The organism is Thalassorhabdus alkalitolerans, from assembly GCF_042656525.1.
GTDB classification, from domain to species: domain Bacteria; phylum Bacillota; class Bacilli; order Bacillales; family Marinococcaceae; genus Thalassorhabdus; species Thalassorhabdus alkalitolerans.
Window position 1 is genome coordinate 38677 of sequence record NZ_JBHSOZ010000003.1, and the last position, 19207, is coordinate 57883.

General features: G+C 41.1%; 19 protein-coding genes and 1 pseudogene. 12 read left to right on the top strand and 8 right to left on the bottom strand.

Annotation, left to right across the window (positions count from 1 at the left end):
• Positions 1–108: 108 nt before the first annotated feature.
• Positions 109–1032 carry an iron-hydroxamate ABC transporter substrate-binding protein gene (locus ACFPU1_RS02800; protein WP_385938359.1) on the bottom strand — a complete coding sequence of 308 codons (924 nt, stop codon included), beginning with the start codon at positions 1030–1032 and terminating at the stop codon, positions 109–111.
• The gene (locus ACFPU1_RS02805) at positions 980–1828 is read right to left on the bottom strand and encodes an ABC transporter ATP-binding protein (protein ID WP_385938362.1); all 849 of its coding nucleotides are present in this window, start codon (positions 1826–1828) and stop codon (positions 980–982) included. Before ACFPU1_RS02805 ends, ACFPU1_RS02800 begins: the two co-directional genes overlap by 53 nt.
• Positions 1829–2010: 182 nt before the next feature.
• On the opposite strand from ACFPU1_RS02805, the gene ACFPU1_RS02810 reads away from it, so the two are divergent.
• The gene (locus ACFPU1_RS02810; protein WP_385940432.1) at positions 2011–3051 is read left to right on the top strand and encodes an NAD(P)/FAD-dependent oxidoreductase; all 1041 of its coding nucleotides are present in this window, start codon (positions 2011–2013) and stop codon (positions 3049–3051) included.
• A gap of 157 nt (positions 3052–3208) precedes the next feature.
• On the opposite strand, the gene ACFPU1_RS02815 is transcribed toward ACFPU1_RS02810, so the two are convergent.
• Positions 3209–3385, bottom strand: coding sequence for an aspartyl-phosphate phosphatase Spo0E family protein (locus ACFPU1_RS02815; RefSeq protein WP_100398719.1), 177 nt, complete (start codon positions 3383–3385; stop codon positions 3209–3211).
• Positions 3386–3685: 300 nt separating this feature from the next.
• Here ACFPU1_RS02815 and ACFPU1_RS02820 point away from each other — a divergent pair, with 300 nt between their 5' ends.
• Positions 3686–3925 (top strand): hypothetical protein, encoded by a 240-nt coding sequence (locus ACFPU1_RS02820; RefSeq protein ID WP_054635803.1) that lies wholly within the window; start codon positions 3686–3688, stop codon positions 3923–3925.
• 83 nt (positions 3926–4008) lie between these two features.
• Here the strand turns inward: ACFPU1_RS02820 and ACFPU1_RS02825 are convergent, their stop codons facing one another.
• Positions 4009–4674 (bottom strand): LPXTG cell wall anchor domain-containing protein, encoded by a 666-nt coding sequence (locus tag ACFPU1_RS02825; RefSeq protein ID WP_385938366.1) that lies wholly within the window; start codon positions 4672–4674, stop codon positions 4009–4011.
• A gap of 195 nt (positions 4675–4869) precedes the next feature.
• On the opposite strand from ACFPU1_RS02825, the gene ACFPU1_RS02830 reads away from it, so the two are divergent.
• The 5 genes and pseudogenes from ACFPU1_RS02830 to ACFPU1_RS02850 all read left to right on the top strand — a co-directional run bounded on the left by ACFPU1_RS02830 (position 4870) and on the right by ACFPU1_RS02850 (position 10700).
• Positions 4870–5289, top strand: coding sequence for a gamma-glutamylcyclotransferase family protein (locus tag ACFPU1_RS02830; protein WP_385938369.1), 420 nt, complete (start codon positions 4870–4872; stop codon positions 5287–5289).
• A 96-nt stretch (positions 5290–5385) separates the two neighbouring features.
• Positions 5386–6397 (top strand): annotated as a pseudogene (locus ACFPU1_RS02835) (LLM class flavin-dependent oxidoreductase).
• A 23-nt stretch (positions 6398–6420) separates the two neighbouring features.
• Positions 6421–8298 (top strand): sigma 54-interacting transcriptional regulator, encoded by a 1878-nt coding sequence (locus tag ACFPU1_RS02840; RefSeq protein ID WP_054635807.1) that lies wholly within the window; start codon positions 6421–6423, stop codon positions 8296–8298.
• Positions 8299–8466: 168 nt separating this feature from the next.
• On the top strand, positions 8467–9633 hold the full coding sequence (locus tag ACFPU1_RS02845; protein WP_054635808.1) for a mandelate racemase/muconate lactonizing enzyme family protein: 1167 nt from the start codon (positions 8467–8469) through the stop codon (positions 9631–9633).
• 278 nt (positions 9634–9911) lie between these two features.
• Complete coding sequence (locus tag ACFPU1_RS02850) at positions 9912–10700, top strand: YheC/YheD family protein (RefSeq protein ID WP_385938374.1); 789 nt, start codon at positions 9912–9914, stop codon at positions 10698–10700.
• Positions 10701–10764: 64 nt separating this feature from the next.
• Here the strand turns inward: ACFPU1_RS02850 and ACFPU1_RS02855 are convergent, their stop codons facing one another.
• Positions 10765–10920: a hypothetical protein gene (locus ACFPU1_RS02855; RefSeq protein WP_385938377.1), complete on the bottom strand. Its 156-nt coding sequence runs from the start codon at positions 10918–10920 to the stop codon at positions 10765–10767.
• A 178-nt stretch (positions 10921–11098) separates the two neighbouring features.
• Between ACFPU1_RS02855 and ACFPU1_RS02860 the strand changes: the two genes are divergently transcribed.
• Both ACFPU1_RS02860 and ACFPU1_RS02865 read left to right on the top strand, forming a co-directional pair.
• Positions 11099–11428, top strand: a complete 330-nt coding sequence (locus ACFPU1_RS02860) for a pyrophosphohydrolase domain-containing protein (RefSeq protein WP_385938380.1) — start codon at positions 11099–11101, stop codon at positions 11426–11428.
• A gap of 187 nt (positions 11429–11615) precedes the next feature.
• A complete protein-coding gene (locus tag ACFPU1_RS02865) occupies positions 11616–12575 on the top strand; it encodes a bile acid:sodium symporter family protein (protein WP_385938383.1) in 960 nt (319 codons plus the stop codon).
• Between the two features lie 40 nt (positions 12576–12615).
• Here ACFPU1_RS02865 and ACFPU1_RS02870 read toward each other — a convergent pair whose 3' ends face one another.
• On the bottom strand, positions 12616–15849 hold the full coding sequence (locus tag ACFPU1_RS02870) for a DEAD/DEAH box helicase (protein ID WP_385938386.1): 3234 nt from the start codon (positions 15847–15849) through the stop codon (positions 12616–12618).
• Between the two features lie 278 nt (positions 15850–16127).
• Here ACFPU1_RS02870 and ACFPU1_RS02875 point away from each other — a divergent pair, with 278 nt between their 5' ends.
• The 3 genes from ACFPU1_RS02875 (at position 16128) to ACFPU1_RS02885 (ending at position 18460) form a co-directional block, all read left to right on the top strand.
• A complete protein-coding gene (locus tag ACFPU1_RS02875; protein WP_385938389.1) occupies positions 16128–16679 on the top strand; it encodes an excalibur calcium-binding domain-containing protein in 552 nt (183 codons plus the stop codon).
• A gap of 221 nt (positions 16680–16900) precedes the next feature.
• Positions 16901–17791, top strand: a complete 891-nt coding sequence (locus ACFPU1_RS02880) for an SMP-30/gluconolactonase/LRE family protein (RefSeq protein WP_385938392.1) — start codon at positions 16901–16903, stop codon at positions 17789–17791.
• 201 nt (positions 17792–17992) lie between these two features.
• Entirely contained in the window at positions 17993–18460 is a 468-nt protein-coding gene (locus tag ACFPU1_RS02885) for a hypothetical protein (RefSeq protein WP_385938395.1), read from the top strand.
• 19 nt (positions 18461–18479) lie between these two features.
• Here the strand turns inward: ACFPU1_RS02885 and ACFPU1_RS02890 are convergent, their stop codons facing one another.
• Positions 18480–18914 (bottom strand): GAF domain-containing protein, encoded by a 435-nt coding sequence (locus ACFPU1_RS02890; RefSeq protein WP_385938398.1) that lies wholly within the window; start codon positions 18912–18914, stop codon positions 18480–18482.
• Positions 18915–18930: 16 nt separating this feature from the next.
• The gene (locus tag ACFPU1_RS02895; RefSeq protein ID WP_054635819.1) at positions 18931–19185 is read right to left on the bottom strand and encodes a hypothetical protein; all 255 of its coding nucleotides are present in this window, start codon (positions 19183–19185) and stop codon (positions 18931–18933) included.
• Positions 19186–19207 lie beyond the last annotated feature (22 nt).

Sequence of the window (19207 nt, forward strand, 5' to 3'; positions counted from 1 at the left end):
TTCTAAAGTGAAATAGAAAGGGGCAGTCTTATATCAATTCAGCTTGATTTGGTAGATAACTTCAGCGGAAAGAAAAAGAAACCGCATGGCCCGCCCCTTTAAAAATTTTTATTTATCGTCAAGAAAAAATTCCTTAAATTCTTCAAGCTGAAGTTCAAGCATTAAAGGATCGTTAAAATAAAATTCTTTCGCATTTACCTCCAGCATTTGATCATTCTTCACTGCAGGTATTTCCTGGAAGGTTTTTGTTTCTTGAAAAGAATTATCAGCATCTGAATATTTACTAAAGACAAAGTAATCCCCTGAAAATTCAGGCAAGGCCTCAGCTGAAAGGGCATAGTATCCTTCTTCCAAGGCCAGCTCTTCCACTTTTTCAGGCATCTCCAGGTTCATTTCCTGATAAAGAATTTCTGTACCGCGGCCCCAGTTGGCACCAAAGACATAAAGCTGCTTATCAAAGCTTTCTATCACTGAAACAGTGGCGTCTTCACCGATCTCTTCCCTGATTTCATTCCCGGCAGTCTGTGCTCTTTCCTGAAAATCATCGACCCATTCCTTTGCTTCTTCTTCCTTGTTTAACAGCTTGCCAATTTCAATATGCTGAGTTAAATAATCAACGTTCCCGTAGGTGTAGGTAACAGTGGGAGCAATCTGATTTAATTTATCAACGTTATTAATATTTGAAAGTCCGATGATCAGGTCAGGGTCAAGCTCAATAATCTTCTCCAGACTCTCATCTGTTACTTCTTCAACGTTTTCTAGTTTTTCTTGAAATCTTGGATTATCCAGGGACCAGGAGTCGGCCCCGACTACATCTACATCCAGGGCCATAACATTTCCGGCAAAGGAAGAGAGGACCACAACACGCTCTGGGTCGGCAGGTACTTCAACTGGCCCGTTTTCAGATACATAAGTGATCGTTTCAGAAGATGAGGAAACATCCTCTTCAGCCGATGAACCAGACTGGCTGCCGCATGCGCTAATAAGAAATGCTCCTAGTGTAAGTTGAGTAATCAATAGTTGTTTGTTCATTTTCTTGTTCTCCTTTAATCAGGTTATAAGTAATACACAGAGGTTTATTTGTCCGTGGGTCCCTGCCGATCTCTGCATCAATTTGAAATACTTCTTGTAATATGGAAGGAGAGATAATTTCATCAGCGGAACCTGATTTAATGATTTCTCCGTCTTTTAAAGCAATGATATAGTCAGCAAACCGTGCTGCCTGGTTAATGTCATGAAGGACCATTACAATTGTCCGCCCCTGCTTTTTATTCAGACTTTCCAGTAGTTCTAATACTTCAAGCTGGTGGGCCATGTCCAAATAGGTAGTTGGTTCATCCAGGAAAATCATTTCTGTTTCCTGAGCTAATGCCATGGCAATCCAGACCCTCTGACGCTGACCACCTGACAGAGAATCTACTGGCCGATATACAAATTCACTAGTACCTGTGACCTCAAGGGCCCAGCTAATAGCTTCACGATCCTTTTTTGTTAAACGCCCAAAACCATATTGGTGAGGAAAACGCCCGTAAGAAACAAGTTCTCCCGCCGTTAACCCGCTTGCACTTTCCGGTGACTGGGGAAGAGCGGACATCTTTTTAGCTAACGTTTTCGTTTTTTCCTTTGTTATATCTTTGCCATCCAAGATGATGGAGCCTGAATGATGGGGAATGATACGTGTCATGGCTTTAAGTAAAGTAGACTTTCCACATCCATTAGAGCCGATAATGACCGTAATCTTACCATCAGGAATGGTGGTACTTACTCCTTTAACGATTATTTCTTCCCCGTAGCCAACATAAAGGCCGGATGCAAAAAGTCGTTCCATAAAATTACCTCCAGCTCTACATAACTTTTGTTGAAAATGATTATCAATATCACTACAACAACACTATAATTCTGCCCTCGATGATTGTCAACACTATTTTGTATTGTAAAAACAGTTAAAAACGAGTAAGCTTAATTGATAATGATAATCATTTATAATTGAGAAGGCAGGAGTGAGTAATGATGAACCAGTCTCCGCTCTATGATGTAACGATTATTGGAGGAGGGCCAGCCGGGCTTTACTCAGCTTTTTACAGTGGTTTGCGGGAAATGAAAACTAAATTGATAGAATATCAGCCAACGCTTGGCGGAAAATTAAACGTCTATCCAGAAAAGTTGATTTGGGATGTCGGGGGAGTTACCCCCATTACCGGAGCAAAGCTAATGGAGCAGCTGATAGAACAAGGCATGACATTTAATCCAGAGGTTGTCTTGAATGAAAAAGTTGAAAATATCATAAAAAATGAGGAGGGTCATTATCTCCTTTATGGCTCATCAGGTGCTCTTCACCGATCAAAAACGGTGATTGTGGCTGTAGGAGGAGGAATACTGAACCCTAAAAAGCTTGACATAGAAGGAGCTGATAGATTTGAAATCACTAACCTTCACTATACAGTGAAATCGTTAGAAGCATTTAAAGGGAAAAGGATACTGATTTCGGGGGGAGGAAACTCAGCAATAGACTGGGCAAACGAGCTGGAACCTCTTGCTGAAAAAGTATTTGTTACTTATCGTAATGGTGAATTAAAAGGCCATGAATCACAGGTAAGCCAGATGTTAAATAGTTCTGTCACATGCTACTTCCAAACCTTCATTTCCAAACTTATAGCTGCTGTAAATAAAGAAACTATTGACCAAGTAGAGTTAACATATATTGAGACCGGGGAAAAAATAAGTTTACCAGTGGATGAGGTGATTATAAATCACGGATATGAAAGGGACTCGGATTTGCTTCAGAAAAGCAGCCTTACTCTTACTTTAAAAAATAATAAGCTTATTGCGGGAAATGCGGCCAGTGAAACTTCTGAGCCAGGTCTTTTCGGAGCAGGAGATGTGCTTTCCCATAACGGAAAACTGAATTTAATTGCCGGTACCTTTCAGGATGCAGCAAACGCTGTTAATAAAGCAAAGCAATTTATCGAGCCTCAAGCTGAAGAAAAAGGTAGAGTTTCCTCTCACAATGAGATCTTTATGGAGAAAAATAGAAAGAGAGTAAGAGAGTAAGGCAAGGAAAAAAGTTACATAGTTGAAGAGACGGAGCCGGCAATGTGATGAAGATTTCGAATGAACCTAAAAAAAGAGAAAGAAAAACAAAAACTTCTTTTTGTTTTTCTTTCTCAGACAAGTAATTCTGCATACATCAATAAGTATTTGTGAGCCATTAAACTAATGATGGTTCTTTAGAGGGGATCTTTAGTTCCTGATATTGATTAAGCAGCAGATCAAGTTCCTGGCTGCATTGAATCGTCTTCGGATCATTAATCCCAAATTGCTTGGCTTTATGATACATTTCCTTCTTTTTACTCTTTATCTGCCTGTTCAGCACGATTAGTTCCATTTTTCCAGCTGGCCTCCCATGAATAATATTTACGTGGGTCTGAGCTGAGTTCTCTAAGGTGGGTTGATCAAACACTTTCTTAATCATAAGATATCAGATATGTAGAAGTTTGTTGAAATTTGTTTTGTAAGTAAAAAAAGTTAAAAAAGTAAAAAGTGATTGAATATTCATAGTAATAGATGAAAAATGTAAATAATACAAGTTTAAGTGAGAAAAAGAGAAATCTATAGAGGACGAATCTAGTTGTTGTGCATTCAGGCCCGGTGATACAATTTAAGCAGGGAAAAGGGAGGGATGCCATTGAAGAAAGTTGCGGCAGTGACGGCTGGTACGGTGCTTGCAGGATTATTATTAGGTTTCATAATGGTAGAGTGGCTGGTAAAGACTGATCCCCCTGAAACACAGGTTGAAGTGATAGAAAGAGCAGAGTTAAATCCTACGATAGTCAATACAATTGCTGAAAACATGGAGCCGCCGGTAGAAGAATTGATAGAAGATGAGCTACTGGAGGATGAAGAAGAAGGAGAAGAATCAGAGTAATAAAAACAGACTGCTGTTGAACTGCTTCTACATGGGGCTATGCTTCTCATGTATGGTTCAGTTCTTCTGCAGTCTTATTATATTTAGGCGGTTTGTTTCGGTGGTTGTGCTTCATCTTTCCTTGGTTTCTTTCTTTTTAAGAGTAAGACTGCTATACCTCCCAATAGAATAGCAATAATCCCGGCAATTAAGAGCATTGAAGTACTGCCTCCTGTTTCGTATTCAGCATGGACTTCGGTTCCCTCCGCGACATCAATATACCAGGTAAGAGTCTGCCCATCTTCAGAATGAGCATTATGACTTACAGGGACAGAAGGAAAATGTACCACCAAAGAAGAGTCAAGCATAGCCGCTGCCATTTCATCTTCTTCACCGGTAAACTGGATATTCAGAACTCTTGTGTGATCATCAAGAGCTTGGACCTCTATGAACTCCGCTGCGTCATCAAGCAGATCATCAGCCTCTAATTGTGTGACGTCCTCAATCGTTCTTGAAACTATGAGCCCTGCTTCAGTTTCTTCATCAATAACTTGAACGGTGAAGCCTTCCTCCTCTGCTTCCTGGGAAGCTTCAGCGATTTCTCTTCTCAGTTCAGATTCACCAAACGGTACCTGAGTAGTATCCACTGAGACGCTCATCTCAAATTGAGCACTGTCATCCTCCTTGAGGTCCAGAACCATTTCATGCTTTGCGCATCCCGAAAGGAAAAGGATTAGCAGAGCAAAAGGAAACAAGATATGTACCTTCATCAAAACACTCCAATCTATCTTATGAGTCAAAATACCTACTAATGGTAGCACAAATTTCCTGTATCGTCTATTTTTATTAGAGAGGACATTTAGGTAAATAATCTTAAATAGGAATTATTTTTAGAAAAAAACTTGTATTGTATAATGAAAAAATTAAAGAATAAATATCGAAGCGGGAAGGAGAAGAATAATCAGGTGAAATCCAAGATTCCTTTTTTTGTTTATGGAACTCTCCGGCCAGGTCTTTACAATTATGAATCCTTTATTCGAGGCAAAACGATAGATGAAGTTCCAGCCGTGGCGAAGGGCGTGCTTTATTCGGTATTAGGTGGTGCCTTTCCTTGCATGCGCAAGGGTGAAGAGAAAATCAAAGGAGATTTATTATATATAAGCCCTGAGTACTATGAAGAAGTCCAAAAAAATCTTGATTTATTAGAAGGATATGATCCCGAACAACCAGAGGGCAGTGATTATATAAGAAGAACCATTATTGTCGAATCTTCATCTGGAAAGAAAACCAAAGCTTATACTTATTATTGGAACCATCCAGCCGGGACGGCTGAACATATTTCATCCGGATGCTGGATTACTCATATTCATGATAGAGAGAAATAAATGTACCGGGGGTTGGCAGTGAATTAGCAGCACACTTCCATTATTATTTTTATCAAAACTTAACCACATAGAAACGTAGGAAAGAAAGGAGTCCACATGAAGTTAGGCATTCTTGACCAATCTCCTATTTCTAAGGGTGAAAGTGCAGGTCAAGCACTAAATCATTCTGTTTTCCTGGCTCAACGAGCTGAACAATTAGGATACAGCCGCTACTGGGTCGCTGAACACCATAGCACAGCAGGCTTGGCAAGCTCCTCTCCAGAAATCTTGATGACCCACATTGCTTCAAATACTAATCATATACGGGTAGGGTCAGGAGGAGTACTTCTTCCCCAGTACAGCCCTTACAAAGTAGCGGAAAATTTCAAAACAATGGAAGCTCTTTTTCCTGGCCGAATTGATTTAGGGGTAGGGCGTTCACCTGGAGGGGGGGCCATCGATACGCTTAGCCCTTACTGACGGAGTAAAAAAGAACTTGATTGATTTTCCCCGCCAGCTCTTTGATTTGCAAGGCTTTTTAGACTCAAATCTTCCTCATGACCATCCTTATAAAGGAATTAACACCAACCCAGTCACTTCAACGCTGCCTGAAACCTGGGTTCTTGGACTTTCGGAAAGAGGGGCCAAAGTAGCAGGGAGGAATAGTGCCGGATTTACGTACGGCCATTTTATTAATCCATATAACGGGGCAGAAGCAGTGAACAGTTATTTGAAATCTTTCACGCCATCTCCAAGAATGGAGCATCCCAAGGTAAATGCCTGTGTATTCGTAGTCTGTGCAGAAAGCAAAGAGGAAGCTGAGGAGCTTGCTGTCAGTCAGGATCACTGGCTGCTAGCTGTAGAAAAAGGAGGCAACACCCAAATTATTTCTGTTGAAGAGGCTAAAGCCAGGTTATTGAGTGATAATGACAAGGAAAGAATCATAGAAAACAGAAAAAGAGCAGTTATCGGAACCCTTGAACAGGTTAAAGAAGAGCTTTTAGTCCTGAGCCGCCGTTACCAGACAGATGAATTGTTGATTATAACAAATATATATGACAAGGCAAAAAGAATAAGGTCTTATGAGCTTCTTTCTAAAGCCTTTCATTTACAAGGCAAGAATAAATAGACATGTCAGAAAGGAGGAGTTTCATGGAAGACGTTGTGGTGATTACACCCTTTGCTGAGCTTGCGGAACGGTTTGAAGGACTTCGGCTGAAGACTGATGTTCCATTTTCGCTGATTTCCCTGGAAAAAGACCTAAAGGATGAGAGGGACTTGCCGGAAAAGGTGAGGGGAGCAAAAGTTCTTATTTCCCGCGGAGGCACAGCTCGCTTATTGAGAGAGAAGGGAAGTGTGCCAGTCATTGATATCCCTGTCTCGGTTAAGGACGTTCTTCGTTCAGTGAGCAGCACAGTAAATAAAGGGTTTACCGATGTTGCCGTGGTCACTCCTGAGAACCTGTTGACCTTCACAGAAAATCTTTCCTTGTCAAAGGATGCTAAAATTACATTTGAAAGCTATCAAAACAAAAAACAGATAAAGAAAAAAATAGAAAGTCTGATAGAAAAGAATAACGTGAAAGCTGTCATTGGCGATAAAGCGGCTGTAAAAGCGGCGACAAAGCTAGGTGTTTTCAGTGAACTGTTGTTATCAGGTGAAGAAGCTCTTCACACTGCTTTAGATACCGCACAGCATTTACTGTCCATTCAGCGAAATGAGCAAGCAAAGAGAAAAGAGCTTGAAGCCGTTATTCATTATGTAAATGAAGGCGTCATTACAGTAAATGAAGAAGGGAGAATTACTGTTTTTAATGAAGCGGCAAAGCATATTTTTAAAAAGGAAAATGAAGAGGTAACAGGCCGCGATGTGAGAAAAGCAATCCCTGAGGCTAAGGATATTAATATAAAAAAAGAACAAAGAAATAAATTACTTCAAGGCAAAAGAATTATATACACTACCCTCCCCATATACATAGATGGCAATTTTCAAGGCTCAGTCCTTATTTTTGAAGAAACAAAAAAACTGCAAAAGCTCGAACTTGAAATCCGAAAGGAACTAAATAAGAAAGGACTCACAGCAAAGCATCGATTTACAGATATCGTAACAAAAAATAAAGAAATGAAAGAGGCATTAGAGGAGGCAGCACTGTTTGCCGCATCAGAAGGGACCGTGGTGATATACGGGGAAAGCGGAACAGGCAAGGAACTTGTTGCCCAGAGTATTCATAATGCAAGTGAGCGCGAAGAGAAACCATTTGTTTCGATAAACTGTGCTTCTCTTTCACCAACTCTTCTTGAAAGTGAGCTGTTTGGTTATGAGGAAGGTGCTTTTACCGGAGCTGTAAAAGGGGGAAAACCAGGCCTGTTTGAATTAGCACACAGGGGCACGTTATTTCTGGACGAAATAGGTGAAATCTCTCTTGAGTTTCAGGCAAAGCTTCTTCGTGTCCTTCAGGAAAAAGAGGTCAAGAGAATTGGCGGCGGCCGTATTACTCCAGTGGATGTACGAGTGATATGTGCAACCAATCAAAGGCTGTCCCAGCTTGTAGAAGAGGAGAAATTCAGGGAAGACCTTTATTACCGACTCGCTATACTAGAGGTTGAACTTCTTCCTCTTCGTGAGAGAAAAGAGGATATTGTTCCGTTAGCGCTTTCTTTTCTTGAAAAAGAGAAGAAGTCGGGTCGCAAACCTCTCCGCTGGCAAAGCGAGGATGTATTTTCTCCTCTTCTTGCTCATAAATGGAAAGGTAATGCAAGGGAGCTTGAAAATTTTGTTCACCGCTTAGTTTTGTTATCACCAGCTGAAGATATTTCAAAGGGGTTTGTTGAAAAACAGTTAAACAAGAGGCCGCTCACGAAATCAGCAAAAGTTGAGCTCTCAGTGACCCAGGACATTAAGCTGATGGAAAAAGAACTTTGGGAAAAAATCCTGGATCAGTATGACGGCGATAAAGAAGAAGTCTGCAGACAATACAGGATCAGTAAATCAACGTTATGGAGGAAGTTGAGTTTCAATAATGAAAAGTGATATTTCAAATATGAAATATATAGGCAAATGAAAGTGCAGACACAATGCTTGGATGTATTGTTTCTGCACTTTTTTCATGGTTTTAAAAATGTTGGCACAAATATTGCATATTTAATTAGGCAGCTCTTCGTGACTACAAGAGACAATAAACACAGAGGTGAAAGAAAAATGAAAATTGTAGATATTAAAGAAAAGGCAGTACCCATTAAATCTGACATAAGCAATGCCTATATTGATTTTAGTAAAATGACTGCTTCTGTCGTGGCTGTTGTGACTGATGTTGAAAGAGATGGCAAACCAGTAATCGGATATGGCTTTAATTCCAATGGAAGATATGCACCAAGCGGGATACTAAGAGAGCGATTTATCCCCAGGCTGTTAGATGCATCACCTGGTGACATCTTAAATGAAGAAGAAACAAACCTTGATCCACACAAAATTTGGAATGTTCTTATGACAGGAGAGAAGCCTGGAGGACATGGCGAGCGTTCAGTTGCAGTAGGAACGTTGGATATGGCTGTATGGGATGCCGTGGCAAAAATAGAAGAAAAGCCGTTATACCAGGTGCTTGCTGACAGATACCGAAACGGACAGGTTGATGAGAAGGTTTTTGTTTATGCAGCGGGCGGATATTATCAGCCTGATAAAGGACTGGATAAGCTTCAGGAAGAAATGAAAAGCTACCTGGATCTTGGCTACAATGTCGTAAAGATGAAAATAGGAGGAGATTCTTTAAAGGAAGATATAAAGAGAATTGAAGCGGTGCTTGACGTAGTGCCATCAGGGAAGAATCTGGCTGTTGATGCTAACGGCCGTTTTGATTTAGGAACGGCAATTGAATATGCCAAAGAACTGGAGCCGTATGATCTGTTTTGGTATGAAGAAGCAGGTGATCCCCTTGACTACGAATTACAGGCTGAGCTTGCAAAGTATTACAAAAACCCGATGGCCACCGGAGAAAATTTATTTTCCATGCAAGATGCCCGCAATCTTATTCGCTACGGTGGAATGCGCTCAGACAAGGATATTCTCCAATTTGATTGTGCACTCAGCTATGGACTCGTAGAATATTTAAGAATTCTTGATATGCTTGGTGATTATGGATGGTCGCCAAGACAGTGTATTCCTCATGGAGGGCACCAAATGTCCTTGAATATTGCGGCAGGTCTGGGACTTGGAGGAAATGAATCCTATCCGGGAGTGTTTGAGCCCTTTGGTGGATTTGCTGATAACCATCCGGTAGAAGATGGTTACGTAAGTCTTCCAGATGTGCCCGGAATTGGATTTGAAGCAAAGTCCAATTTATATGAGCTTTTACAGACGGTGGCCAAATAATCTTAGGAAAAGAAGTGCAGGCCGTTCAGGTCTGCGCTTCTTTGCATTTCCCCGTAAGAAATATAGCTAGTTTTCCAGAAAAGGCTGTTGTCTTTTTTTTCTATTTTGAATTGTTGGCTGGTTGCTTTCACTAAACTGTTTTTTTCCTGAAGCGTATAGTAATCATACCAAGTAACAGTAATAGTATCCGTCTCGTAAAAAATACTTGAACTGCATCCATGAAAAAGATGGGTTGTAATGAAACGGACGGGCTGAGTCTTCATGAAAGAGGGAGAGGCATGAGATATACGGGAGGAAGCAAGTGGAAGAAGCATCAACTCATGCAAAAAAGAAAAGAGCTTCAGCCTCATTTGCCAGCTACGGAAAAATATACTCATACAATGTTGCTGAATTTTCTAAAAGAATACAACCAGGTAATGGTAAAGCCTGTGATTGGAAGAAGAGGGAGAAATATTTTAAAAGTAACACAGCTTGAAAATAACAAATTTGAAGTTCAGGAAAGAAGTCATAAGGTCACATACAGCAGCAGAGATAAAATGCTGGCATTTATTTACAAGTATATCAGTACCAGGAAACATCCACTGCAGCGAAACTACATTGTTCAAAGATACATTGATCTGGCCGAATATAATAACAGTCCCTTTGATATCAGGGTTATTGTTCAAAAAAGAAAAGTGACGAAAAACTGGGAAGCGACCGGGATGGTAACAAAGGTTGCTGGAAAAGGCTATATTGTAACGAATAACAAAATAAGCAAGGGTATAATTCTGCCCGTTCCCGAAGCATTAAAAAAAGCGAGCATCGATCCGTCAGTCAGCAGAAAAAAAATAATGGAAGAAGCAGAACGAGTCTCATTACTCGCTGCCAAAAGACTGGCTGTACGGTGGAAAAAGCATACCATCATGGGCTTTGATATCGGAGTGGATAAAGGGGGACACGTGTGGGTCATCGAAGGGAATTTGTGCCCTGGCATTAGAAATTTCAATAAGCTCACCGACAAAACAATGTATCGAAGAATTAAAAAAATACGCAAGGAACACGAGAAACGGGTGCCTGGCACCTCATGAGAATGTAACACGTTTGTAATAAAGGAGAGTCTTAATAAAAAGACCCTCCTTTTCCTTTTCCTGTTTATTGAATCCTTATTTTTAAAATATTTTTGATGTCTCGAAACTGCTGCTTGACTTGTCCGTGATGGATGGTGGTCATCATAATAATTACCAGGTTAAGGACTGAAGTCAGGATCATGCTCCAGACAACAAGACGGGGCACGTTGTATCGTAACATTGTTATCACCACTTTTTTTCTTACTATGTCACAAATCGAAAGGAATCATTCTTCATTCAGAGAAAGAATAATGAAAACAGAAAAAGCAAATTGTATTAAACCAGAAGATAAAATGATATGTTACGCACACTATAAAAACAGGTATACTATAGAACAGATTATTTGAAAGGATGATTGGATGCCAATTTACAACAAGCTGGTACGTGATCATATTCCTGATATGATCCGGCTGTCGGGAAAAGGGTACCAGGCCGAAGAGCTGTCAGACGAGAAGTATAAGGAAGAAGCTCAAAAGAAGCTTCAGGAAGAATTAAATGAATATCTATCTGCTGAAACAGATGAAGAAGCACTAAATGAGTTAGCTGATATTCTTGAACTTCTCCATGCTTTATCAAATCAACATGGGGCCTCTCCGGAAAAGCTTGAGGAAATAAGAAAGGAAAAAGCAAGAGTCAGAGGCGGTTTCGATGAGAAAAGATTTTTAGTAATGGTTGAAGATAAGAAGTAATGAGTTCATTTGTTCAGCAGGCTCATAGCTGTACAGTGACACCTGTTGAAGCAGAGAGACATGATCGTTTTTCTGTCTAGGAGCTTTAAAAGTTTGCCAAAACACCTTAGGTTTTACGCAGCAAGGGAGCTCGTTTCTAAAGAGCTCCTTTTTACATAGTGGATGTGAACAAGAAAGGAATTAAATTATGAACCTTATCTCTGAATTTCTTTCAAAAAAATTGCCTTTGCTTATCATCTTAGCAGCTATCCTCACTTATTTTTCCCCTATTTATTGGGATGCTCCTGGCTGGGTCCCAGGGGTTCTTCTTGGAATCGTCATATTTTTTACCGGGCTTTCCATGGATATCACAGCAATTAAGGATGTGGGAAAAAAGAAAAAAGAGCTTTTTATTGCGTCAATGTTAAAGTGGACATTAACGGTAGGGGTGTCCCTCGGTCTTGCTTATCTCTTTTTTTCCAGCCGACCTGAAATAGCGGCAGGAGTGATTTTGTCAGGGACGGTTCCAAGCGCAACGGCAGCCACTCTTTATACCTTTTTGGCAGGAGGGAATACCTCACTTGTGATTGCCGCTTCCTTACTTGATGTAGGAATCAGCCCCATTGTTACTTTATTGGCGATGGCAGGGCTTCCAGGAAATCAAGTAACGATATCATTTGTAAGTCTTCTTCAATCGTTTCTATTCATTGTGGTTATTCCTTTGTTTCTTGGCATTATTGTTCAGCGCCTTTTCCCAACGGCCAGAGAACACTCCAAGTCTCTGACAAGGTTTGGGTCATCCGTTTCTTTGCTCCTTATCATACATACCATCGTTGGAGATGGAAAAGACACGATTGCAAGAGAAGCAGAGATCCTTCCCCTAATTGTCTTAGCTGCCTTTTTACAGGTTGTTCTTCCTATGGGGCTCGCCTACGTCATTGCTAAGAAAATAGGAGTAAAGGAAGAGGAAGCAAGAGCAGTTTTATTTCACGTCGGTTTATGCAACACAGCACTTGCGGCTATTCTTGCTTTTGAGTTTATCGGAGAATTAGGAGCTCTTCCCCCCATCATTAATATGATCATCAATCTTTCCGTAGGAGCCTTTATTGCTAACCGGCTGAGCCTGCGCCGCCCCTCTTTAGGTGCCTGGCACCCGAAAGGATTGTAATGCTTCTGTAACATAACAAAAAGGACGGGCCCAGCCCGTCCTACAAGGATAAGATGTCTCTTATATCTTCTTCTGAGAGTGAGGTTAAATTTGTTTCTCCTGATTGAATAAGGTTGTCAAACAATGATTTTTTCTTTTCCTGCAGAGCCTGGATTTTTTCTTCAATTGTTCCTTTAGTGACCATCTTCAGGACCTGGACAACCTGCTTTTGTCCCATGCGGTGAGCCCGGTCGGCAGCCTGAGTTTCCACCGCAGGGTTCCACCACAAATCATATAAAATGACTGTGTCTGCCCCGGTCAAATTGAGCCCGGTCCCGCCAGCCTTCAAGGAAATAAGAAACACTTCCTTTTCTCCGTTGTTAAAACGGCTGGCCAATTCAAGCCGTTCCCTCGATGGTGTACTTCCATCAAGGTAAAAGTATGAGATTTCTTCTTTCTCGCAGGCTTCTCCAATTAAAGAAAGCATGGTGGTGAATTGGGAAAAAATAAGAATCCGGCTTTGATTTGCTAGAGACTCTTCCAGTATAGACATCAGTTCTTCCATTTTTCCCGACTCGCCTTCGTAGTCATTTATAAAAAGAGAAGGGTGACAGCAGAGCTGGCGCAGCCTGGTTAAATTGCCGAGAATCTGCATCCTGGATTTTTGAAAGCCCTCTGTGCTTAACTGCTGCATTGTTTCAGATTGGATTCTCTCAAGGTAAGCTAAATAAAGCTTACGCTGTTCCTTCGTCAACTCAGAGTAGCGTGTCTGTTCAATTTTATCAGGAAGCTCTGTTAACACTTCTTTTTTTGTCCGGCGGAGGACAAACGGAGCCGCTTTTCTGTGGATCGTGTCTAACGATACTTTTTTAAATTCTGTCCTGTCAGGAAAGAGGCCAGGCATAACTACCGCCATTAATGACCAGAGTTCTTCCATGCGATTTTCAATAGGTGTACCGCTAAGAGCAAATGCCTGGGCGGCTTTTACCTTTTTGATCGCTTTAAAGGTTTGTGAAGCATGGTTTTTAAAGGTCTGTGCCTCATCTAAAAGGAGTCCCTGAAAGGATAAAGGCTCATATAAATCGGTATCTCTTCGTAAGAGAGGGTAGGAAGTTATGCATACATCTGTGTCTGTAAGATCACTGAGCATCTCTTTTCTCTCTTCTTTACTTCCGGCTATTACTTTTATTCGCAGAGAGGGAGAAAACGTCTGCCCTTCTCTTTCCCAGTTATATAGAAGAGAAGAGGGTGTGACCACGAGAAAGGGAAGTCCGGTTTTCTTTTCTTCTTGTTCAGACAGAATAAAGCTTAAGGCCTGTACAGTTTTCCCAAGACCCATATCATCAGCCAATATCCCGCCAAAACCGTAATGAGACAAAGATTTCAGCCACTGGAAACCTCTGAGCTGGTAATCTCTAAGCTCGGCATTCAGGGAGGCCGGGATCCTATGCTCTGTTGTTTCCGGGTGGAGAATGGACTGAACTAACGTTTCAAATGCCTGAGAGCGGTGAAACGACCCCTTTCCTTTCGCAAGTTCATCTGCTTCAAGAGCCTGATACTTTGGAAGGAGTGAAGGACCGTCAGCTAAGCTTTCCGGATGCAGCCCTGTCCTCTCTAAAAAATGCAAGGTATCTTTCCAATGATCTTGATCCAAAGACATGATTTTTCCTTCTTTTGTTGTATGATAATGCTTTTTTTCTTTCAGTGAAGATAAAATAGACTCTATTTCATCTCCGGAAATATCATCTGTTCTGAAGCTGACTTCAAACCATTGATTAGAAGGGTCAATATCAAAAGTAAGGACAGAGTCGGGAAGCTCATAGGCAATCATCTCTTCTGCTTCGTCGGAAAGCGTAACGGTTGCATGTTTTCTTAAGTCAGGAAGGATGCGGTAAAAGAAACGCCCGATGTTTTCATCACCGTTTAAGGATAATCTACTGCCGTTCCAATGGAAATAGGCCTCTTCAATTAATGAGACTACTTTTCGCTCTGTTTTCATGTCACGTGCAATGAGGACCTCTTGATCCTCTCGTTCTTCAAATGGATAGATGACTTGTCTTCCGTATTGAAACGACAAACGAGCAAGCAGCTGGCTTCCGTCTTTTTCAATGTCTACAACAGGGTTACACTTTTCTGTTTGGATGTTAGTCATAATGTTTTGGTCAAGAAGGATAAGGTTGTATTTTTCTAAAATAGGAATCACGGTACCCGCTATCTTCTCAAACTGAGGCCTTGTAAGAGCCATGGAGGAGGAGCGGGTTTTCTTTATGGCTTTATATAGAGAAAAAGCAGAAAATTGAAGCTCTTCATTTACTTTGTAAAAGATTCCCTGATCCATTATAAAGTCTGTCCCTTCCAGGCTTGTTAGGATTTTATATGAATCGGAAAGGGAAAGAACAATATAATCGTTCTCCTTTTTTACATAAAACAAAAGAGGGAAGGTTCTTTCTTTTACCTGTAAAGGAAAAAAATCCCTGTCGTCTTGGACATAGACTTCCTCTAAGGTGAGTAGATGGTCTATTGTCTGTTGAGAAAACATAGGAGGGATATTGATTTCATCCTTTTTCGAGCTGTAACGATAGTGGTCTTCACCGTACCAGTCATTATGATCAGAGATTTCTTTCAGCAGCTGTAAAAACTGCCCTAAAGGCTCAGCAATATAATGTTCACTCGGATCATAAGTGAAATAAGGTGTAAAATAGTGATTTCTTTTCTCGGCTATTGATTCAAGAAAATCTTTAGCGTTTTTCACCACGTAAAGCTTGCTGTTCGTACCTGCCTTTAACCGCAAGGAAAAAGTCCCTTTGTTCCAGTACGTGATTCCCACATCCGGCTTGATTGTGAATTGGACTGTTAAAGGGATCTCAGGATGGAAAGAAGGATCTTGTTCATCTGTCAGCTGGGAAATAATTTCTTCAGTAAATGATTCACTCACGTGAGGATCGTAGGATACCGTTGCTCTATTTACGAGAGGATCTGTCTCGTATGGAAGCATATCGTCATGTGAGAAAGCATTCACAGCTTTAATCAGCACAGCAGTCATGTGTTTGCAGGTATCCATCATCTCAGCTGCCGGACAGCTGCAATGTCCTGATACCTGGCCGGTCCTATGCTCTAGAAACAAGTCAACCTCATAGATCCTCCTGCCCGTAACCTTTGCAGTTACGATTGTTTCTTCTTCTTCTGTATCTATATTAAATTTATGGACAGAGCCTTTTTGATAATAAGTGAGGCCCCTAGAGTAAATGGGAACACCTGCCAGGTTTTTAATGTCGTCTAAGGTTAGTGGAAACATATCTTACTCCTTGAGAAGTTTGTAATTCCTCTATTATACCAAGGAACGGAAGAAGATTTCCATGCTCTTATTTCAGGCAGGACTGTATGCAGGAATTTTCCAGAAAACGGTGAAGAAAGTTCATTTCAGTAAGGAAAAAAACATATCTATTAAACTAGCGAAAAATTGGGAAATATAATCTTTCATGCCATATTAGTATATTACTTGTAAAATAAGGTAGTAGATTGATAGGATGAAAGAAGGGGTGGACTAAATACTTAATAAAGGGGTTATAAGTTATGGTGAAAAAACTATCAATCTCGTTATTTGGTTTTGTATTTTTATTGATGGCCGCTCTGGCTTTTGCATTGCCGGCAGGAGCTCAGGACAGAAACTGCGGGGACTTTAATTCCGGTTCTGAAGTATGGGACTTCTGGGAATCTAATGGGTATCATTCTCAAAATGATCCACATGGCCTGGATGGTGACAGTGACGGTATCCCATGTGAAAGCCTGACTCTTCCAGACTATGAAGCAGAATTCACGGCTCATGAAGAAGCCATGACTGGTACAACCGAGGAAGACACAACAGAAGATGCCACTGAGGAAGAAGAGGCAGTAGAAGAAGAGGATGCTGCTGAAGAAGCAACAGAAGAAGATGGCACAGAGGAAGAAGCATCTGAGGAAGATGCAGAGGCAGCAGCACCGGTAAAAGAGGACAATGGTTCTGAAGAAGAGGGAGGAGCCCTTCCTGCAACAGCGACAGCTAATCCTTTCATGGTGCTTATGGGCACATTAGCTGCCGCAGGGGCTGCAGTGCTGTTAACCATTCGCAGACGAGCTACTGTGTAATTTTCAAAGATAAAATAGTCCACCCTCCTGACAAACGCGGCTTTTCAGAGCCGCGTTTTTTTATGCGCTGCTGTCAAATGTTTTAAACTAAAAATATTTTACGTTATTTGAACCCGGAGAAAAGGATGTTATGGAGAAATACCGGTTAAATCCTTCCTCTCTTGGGAATGGTGTGAAAAGAGATTGGTAAATGGACATCAAGGAGAGAGGTGAAATGCAACGTGAGGCAGAGAGAAGTGGATGCCCAGGTCATTGCCCACCATTCAGAATTAGGAGAAAGTCCGATCTGGGATGATGAAAAAAAGAAAGCATACTGGGTGGACATTACCGGGGAGCGGATTCATGAGTACAATCCAGAAAATGGAAAGGTTCGTTCCATGAAGACAGGACAGATGGTGGGAGCGGTAGCTCCTACTTCACAAGGAAAACTCGTAGCAGCGATGCAGCATGGATTTTATATCGTTGATATGGATAACCACGATTTTCACTTTCTTTCAGACCCGGAAGAAGAGAAATCCAATAACCGCTTTAATGATGGAAAATGTGATACGGAAGGACGATTTTGGGCAGGAACCATCTCCTTAACGAGGGAGAAAGGAGCCGCAGCCTTATATTGTCTCAATAAAAGACGGAAAGTGAGAAAAATGCATTCCCCTGTCACAGTTTCTAATGGGCTGGCCTGGAATAGAGACCGGAATTGCATGTACTATATAGACACTCCTGAACAGCAGGTTGTCGTGTTTAACTATGAATTCCAGACTGGAGATATTTTTACGCCTCGGCCTGTGATTGATTTTACTGAGGAAAAAGGAAAACCAGATGGTATGACAATTGATTCAGAAGGGAAACTGTGGATTGCTCACTTTGAAGGTGGAAAAGTCAGCAGGTGGGATCCTGATACAGGAGAAAAACAGGAAGAAATTAATCTTCCCGTTTCCCTGGTAACGTCTTGTACTTTTGGGGGGAAGGACTTAAATCAGCTTTTTGTCACTACAGCCGATGTGAAGCTGACAGAAAAGGAGAAAAAAGAACAGCCTATGGCAGGGTTTACCTTTGTCATCACTCTGGAACACGTAACCGGCCTGCCTCCAAACCGCTATCAGGGTGCATAACACCCAAGGCACTTGTAATATTCTGAAAGAAAAACAGATGATATGAAAGTGTTGAACGCTATTATATGACAGAGGGCCCAGGAGTCCAGGTGGTTGTTTGTAGGAGATAAGTACCTTTTTTTACTAAAAGTGACATTTCTCACTAGATATTATATATTCTTTGCTTAAGATGAAGATAAAGGTAAAAAAAGGAGGAAAACAATGGGGATGATTCCATCTGAAGCGCTGGCTCTTGATTCTATTGGTGCACCTTTGTATATAATGCTTGAAGTAGAAAAAGAGATTGAACACCTTGCTTTAACCTTTGCCAAATCAACGGAGGAAATACCGCTGTACCGATCAGCTGGAATGTATTTTTCTATTGAAGAGCTGCAGGCATGCCAGACCTACAGCAAAAAAGATGTAATGGCAGTCATAAGAATAAACGCTTTAAAGCGTATGAAACATAAAAGAAAAGAACTGCAGGGGCAAGCATTGCCAAGCCCCAGGGATATAAAAGAAACAAACGATGTACTGGTTACAAGAGAATCAAAAAGCCCATATGTTGCCGAAATTGCACGCATGCTCCATATTTCCGAAGAAGACATTCTTGAAATAATGGAATTTTCTTCCTGGTACCTGGCACCCGATTCAGCTGTAACAGAAAAAAACGGTGGAATCCTTTCATAAGAAGGATTCTGCCATTTTTTTATGACATTCGAGCAGGGTGCCAGGCACCGATTTTTTCTGCAGTTTTGGTCATATGGGAGAGGTCCGACTTCGTATAAAGTCTTTCAGCCCGGCTTCCGACGAGAAGAATTCCTTTTACTTTATCATTCATTTTAATTGGCACAGCAGCTGCGGCAAAAAGGTTCTCTGCAAGCATAATTGGAGATTCCAGCCTCTTACGCTCTAAATTGGGATTCTCACTATCTAATCGAAACGGCCTTCCTGCAGTAAAGATTACACCTGCAAGACCTGAGCCATTTCTTTTGCAAATATTTTTATATCTGTCATTTGAAAAGCCGACAGCATCCTTCCAGCGGTGGGTTTTGCCCCCTTCCTCAGTCCAGGCAATAGCGGCAAAGTCACTATTTGTCTCTTTTTTTATCATCTGTAAATCCTGTTCAAAACAAGAATCCATAAAAAGCTCTCCCTTGCTATGTCCATTGCTTCTGGACAGTTAGATTGCTGTGCTGCAAGAATAATTCTGCCGTGCCTGCTAAATAAGCCAGAATCCTGTCTTTATCTATTAACATCCCGAGAGTTAATAACCGTTCTTTTATAGCGTTGCTTTTGTTTACATCTTCTATATAAGTGATAAATTCGTCTATGCTCATAGTCTGGTTGCTTGCTTTTAAGGTGATCAGGTCATAAGCATTTATTTGATAATGAGAAAGAAAGTCCATCAACATGCTTATCACTCTCCTTTATCCT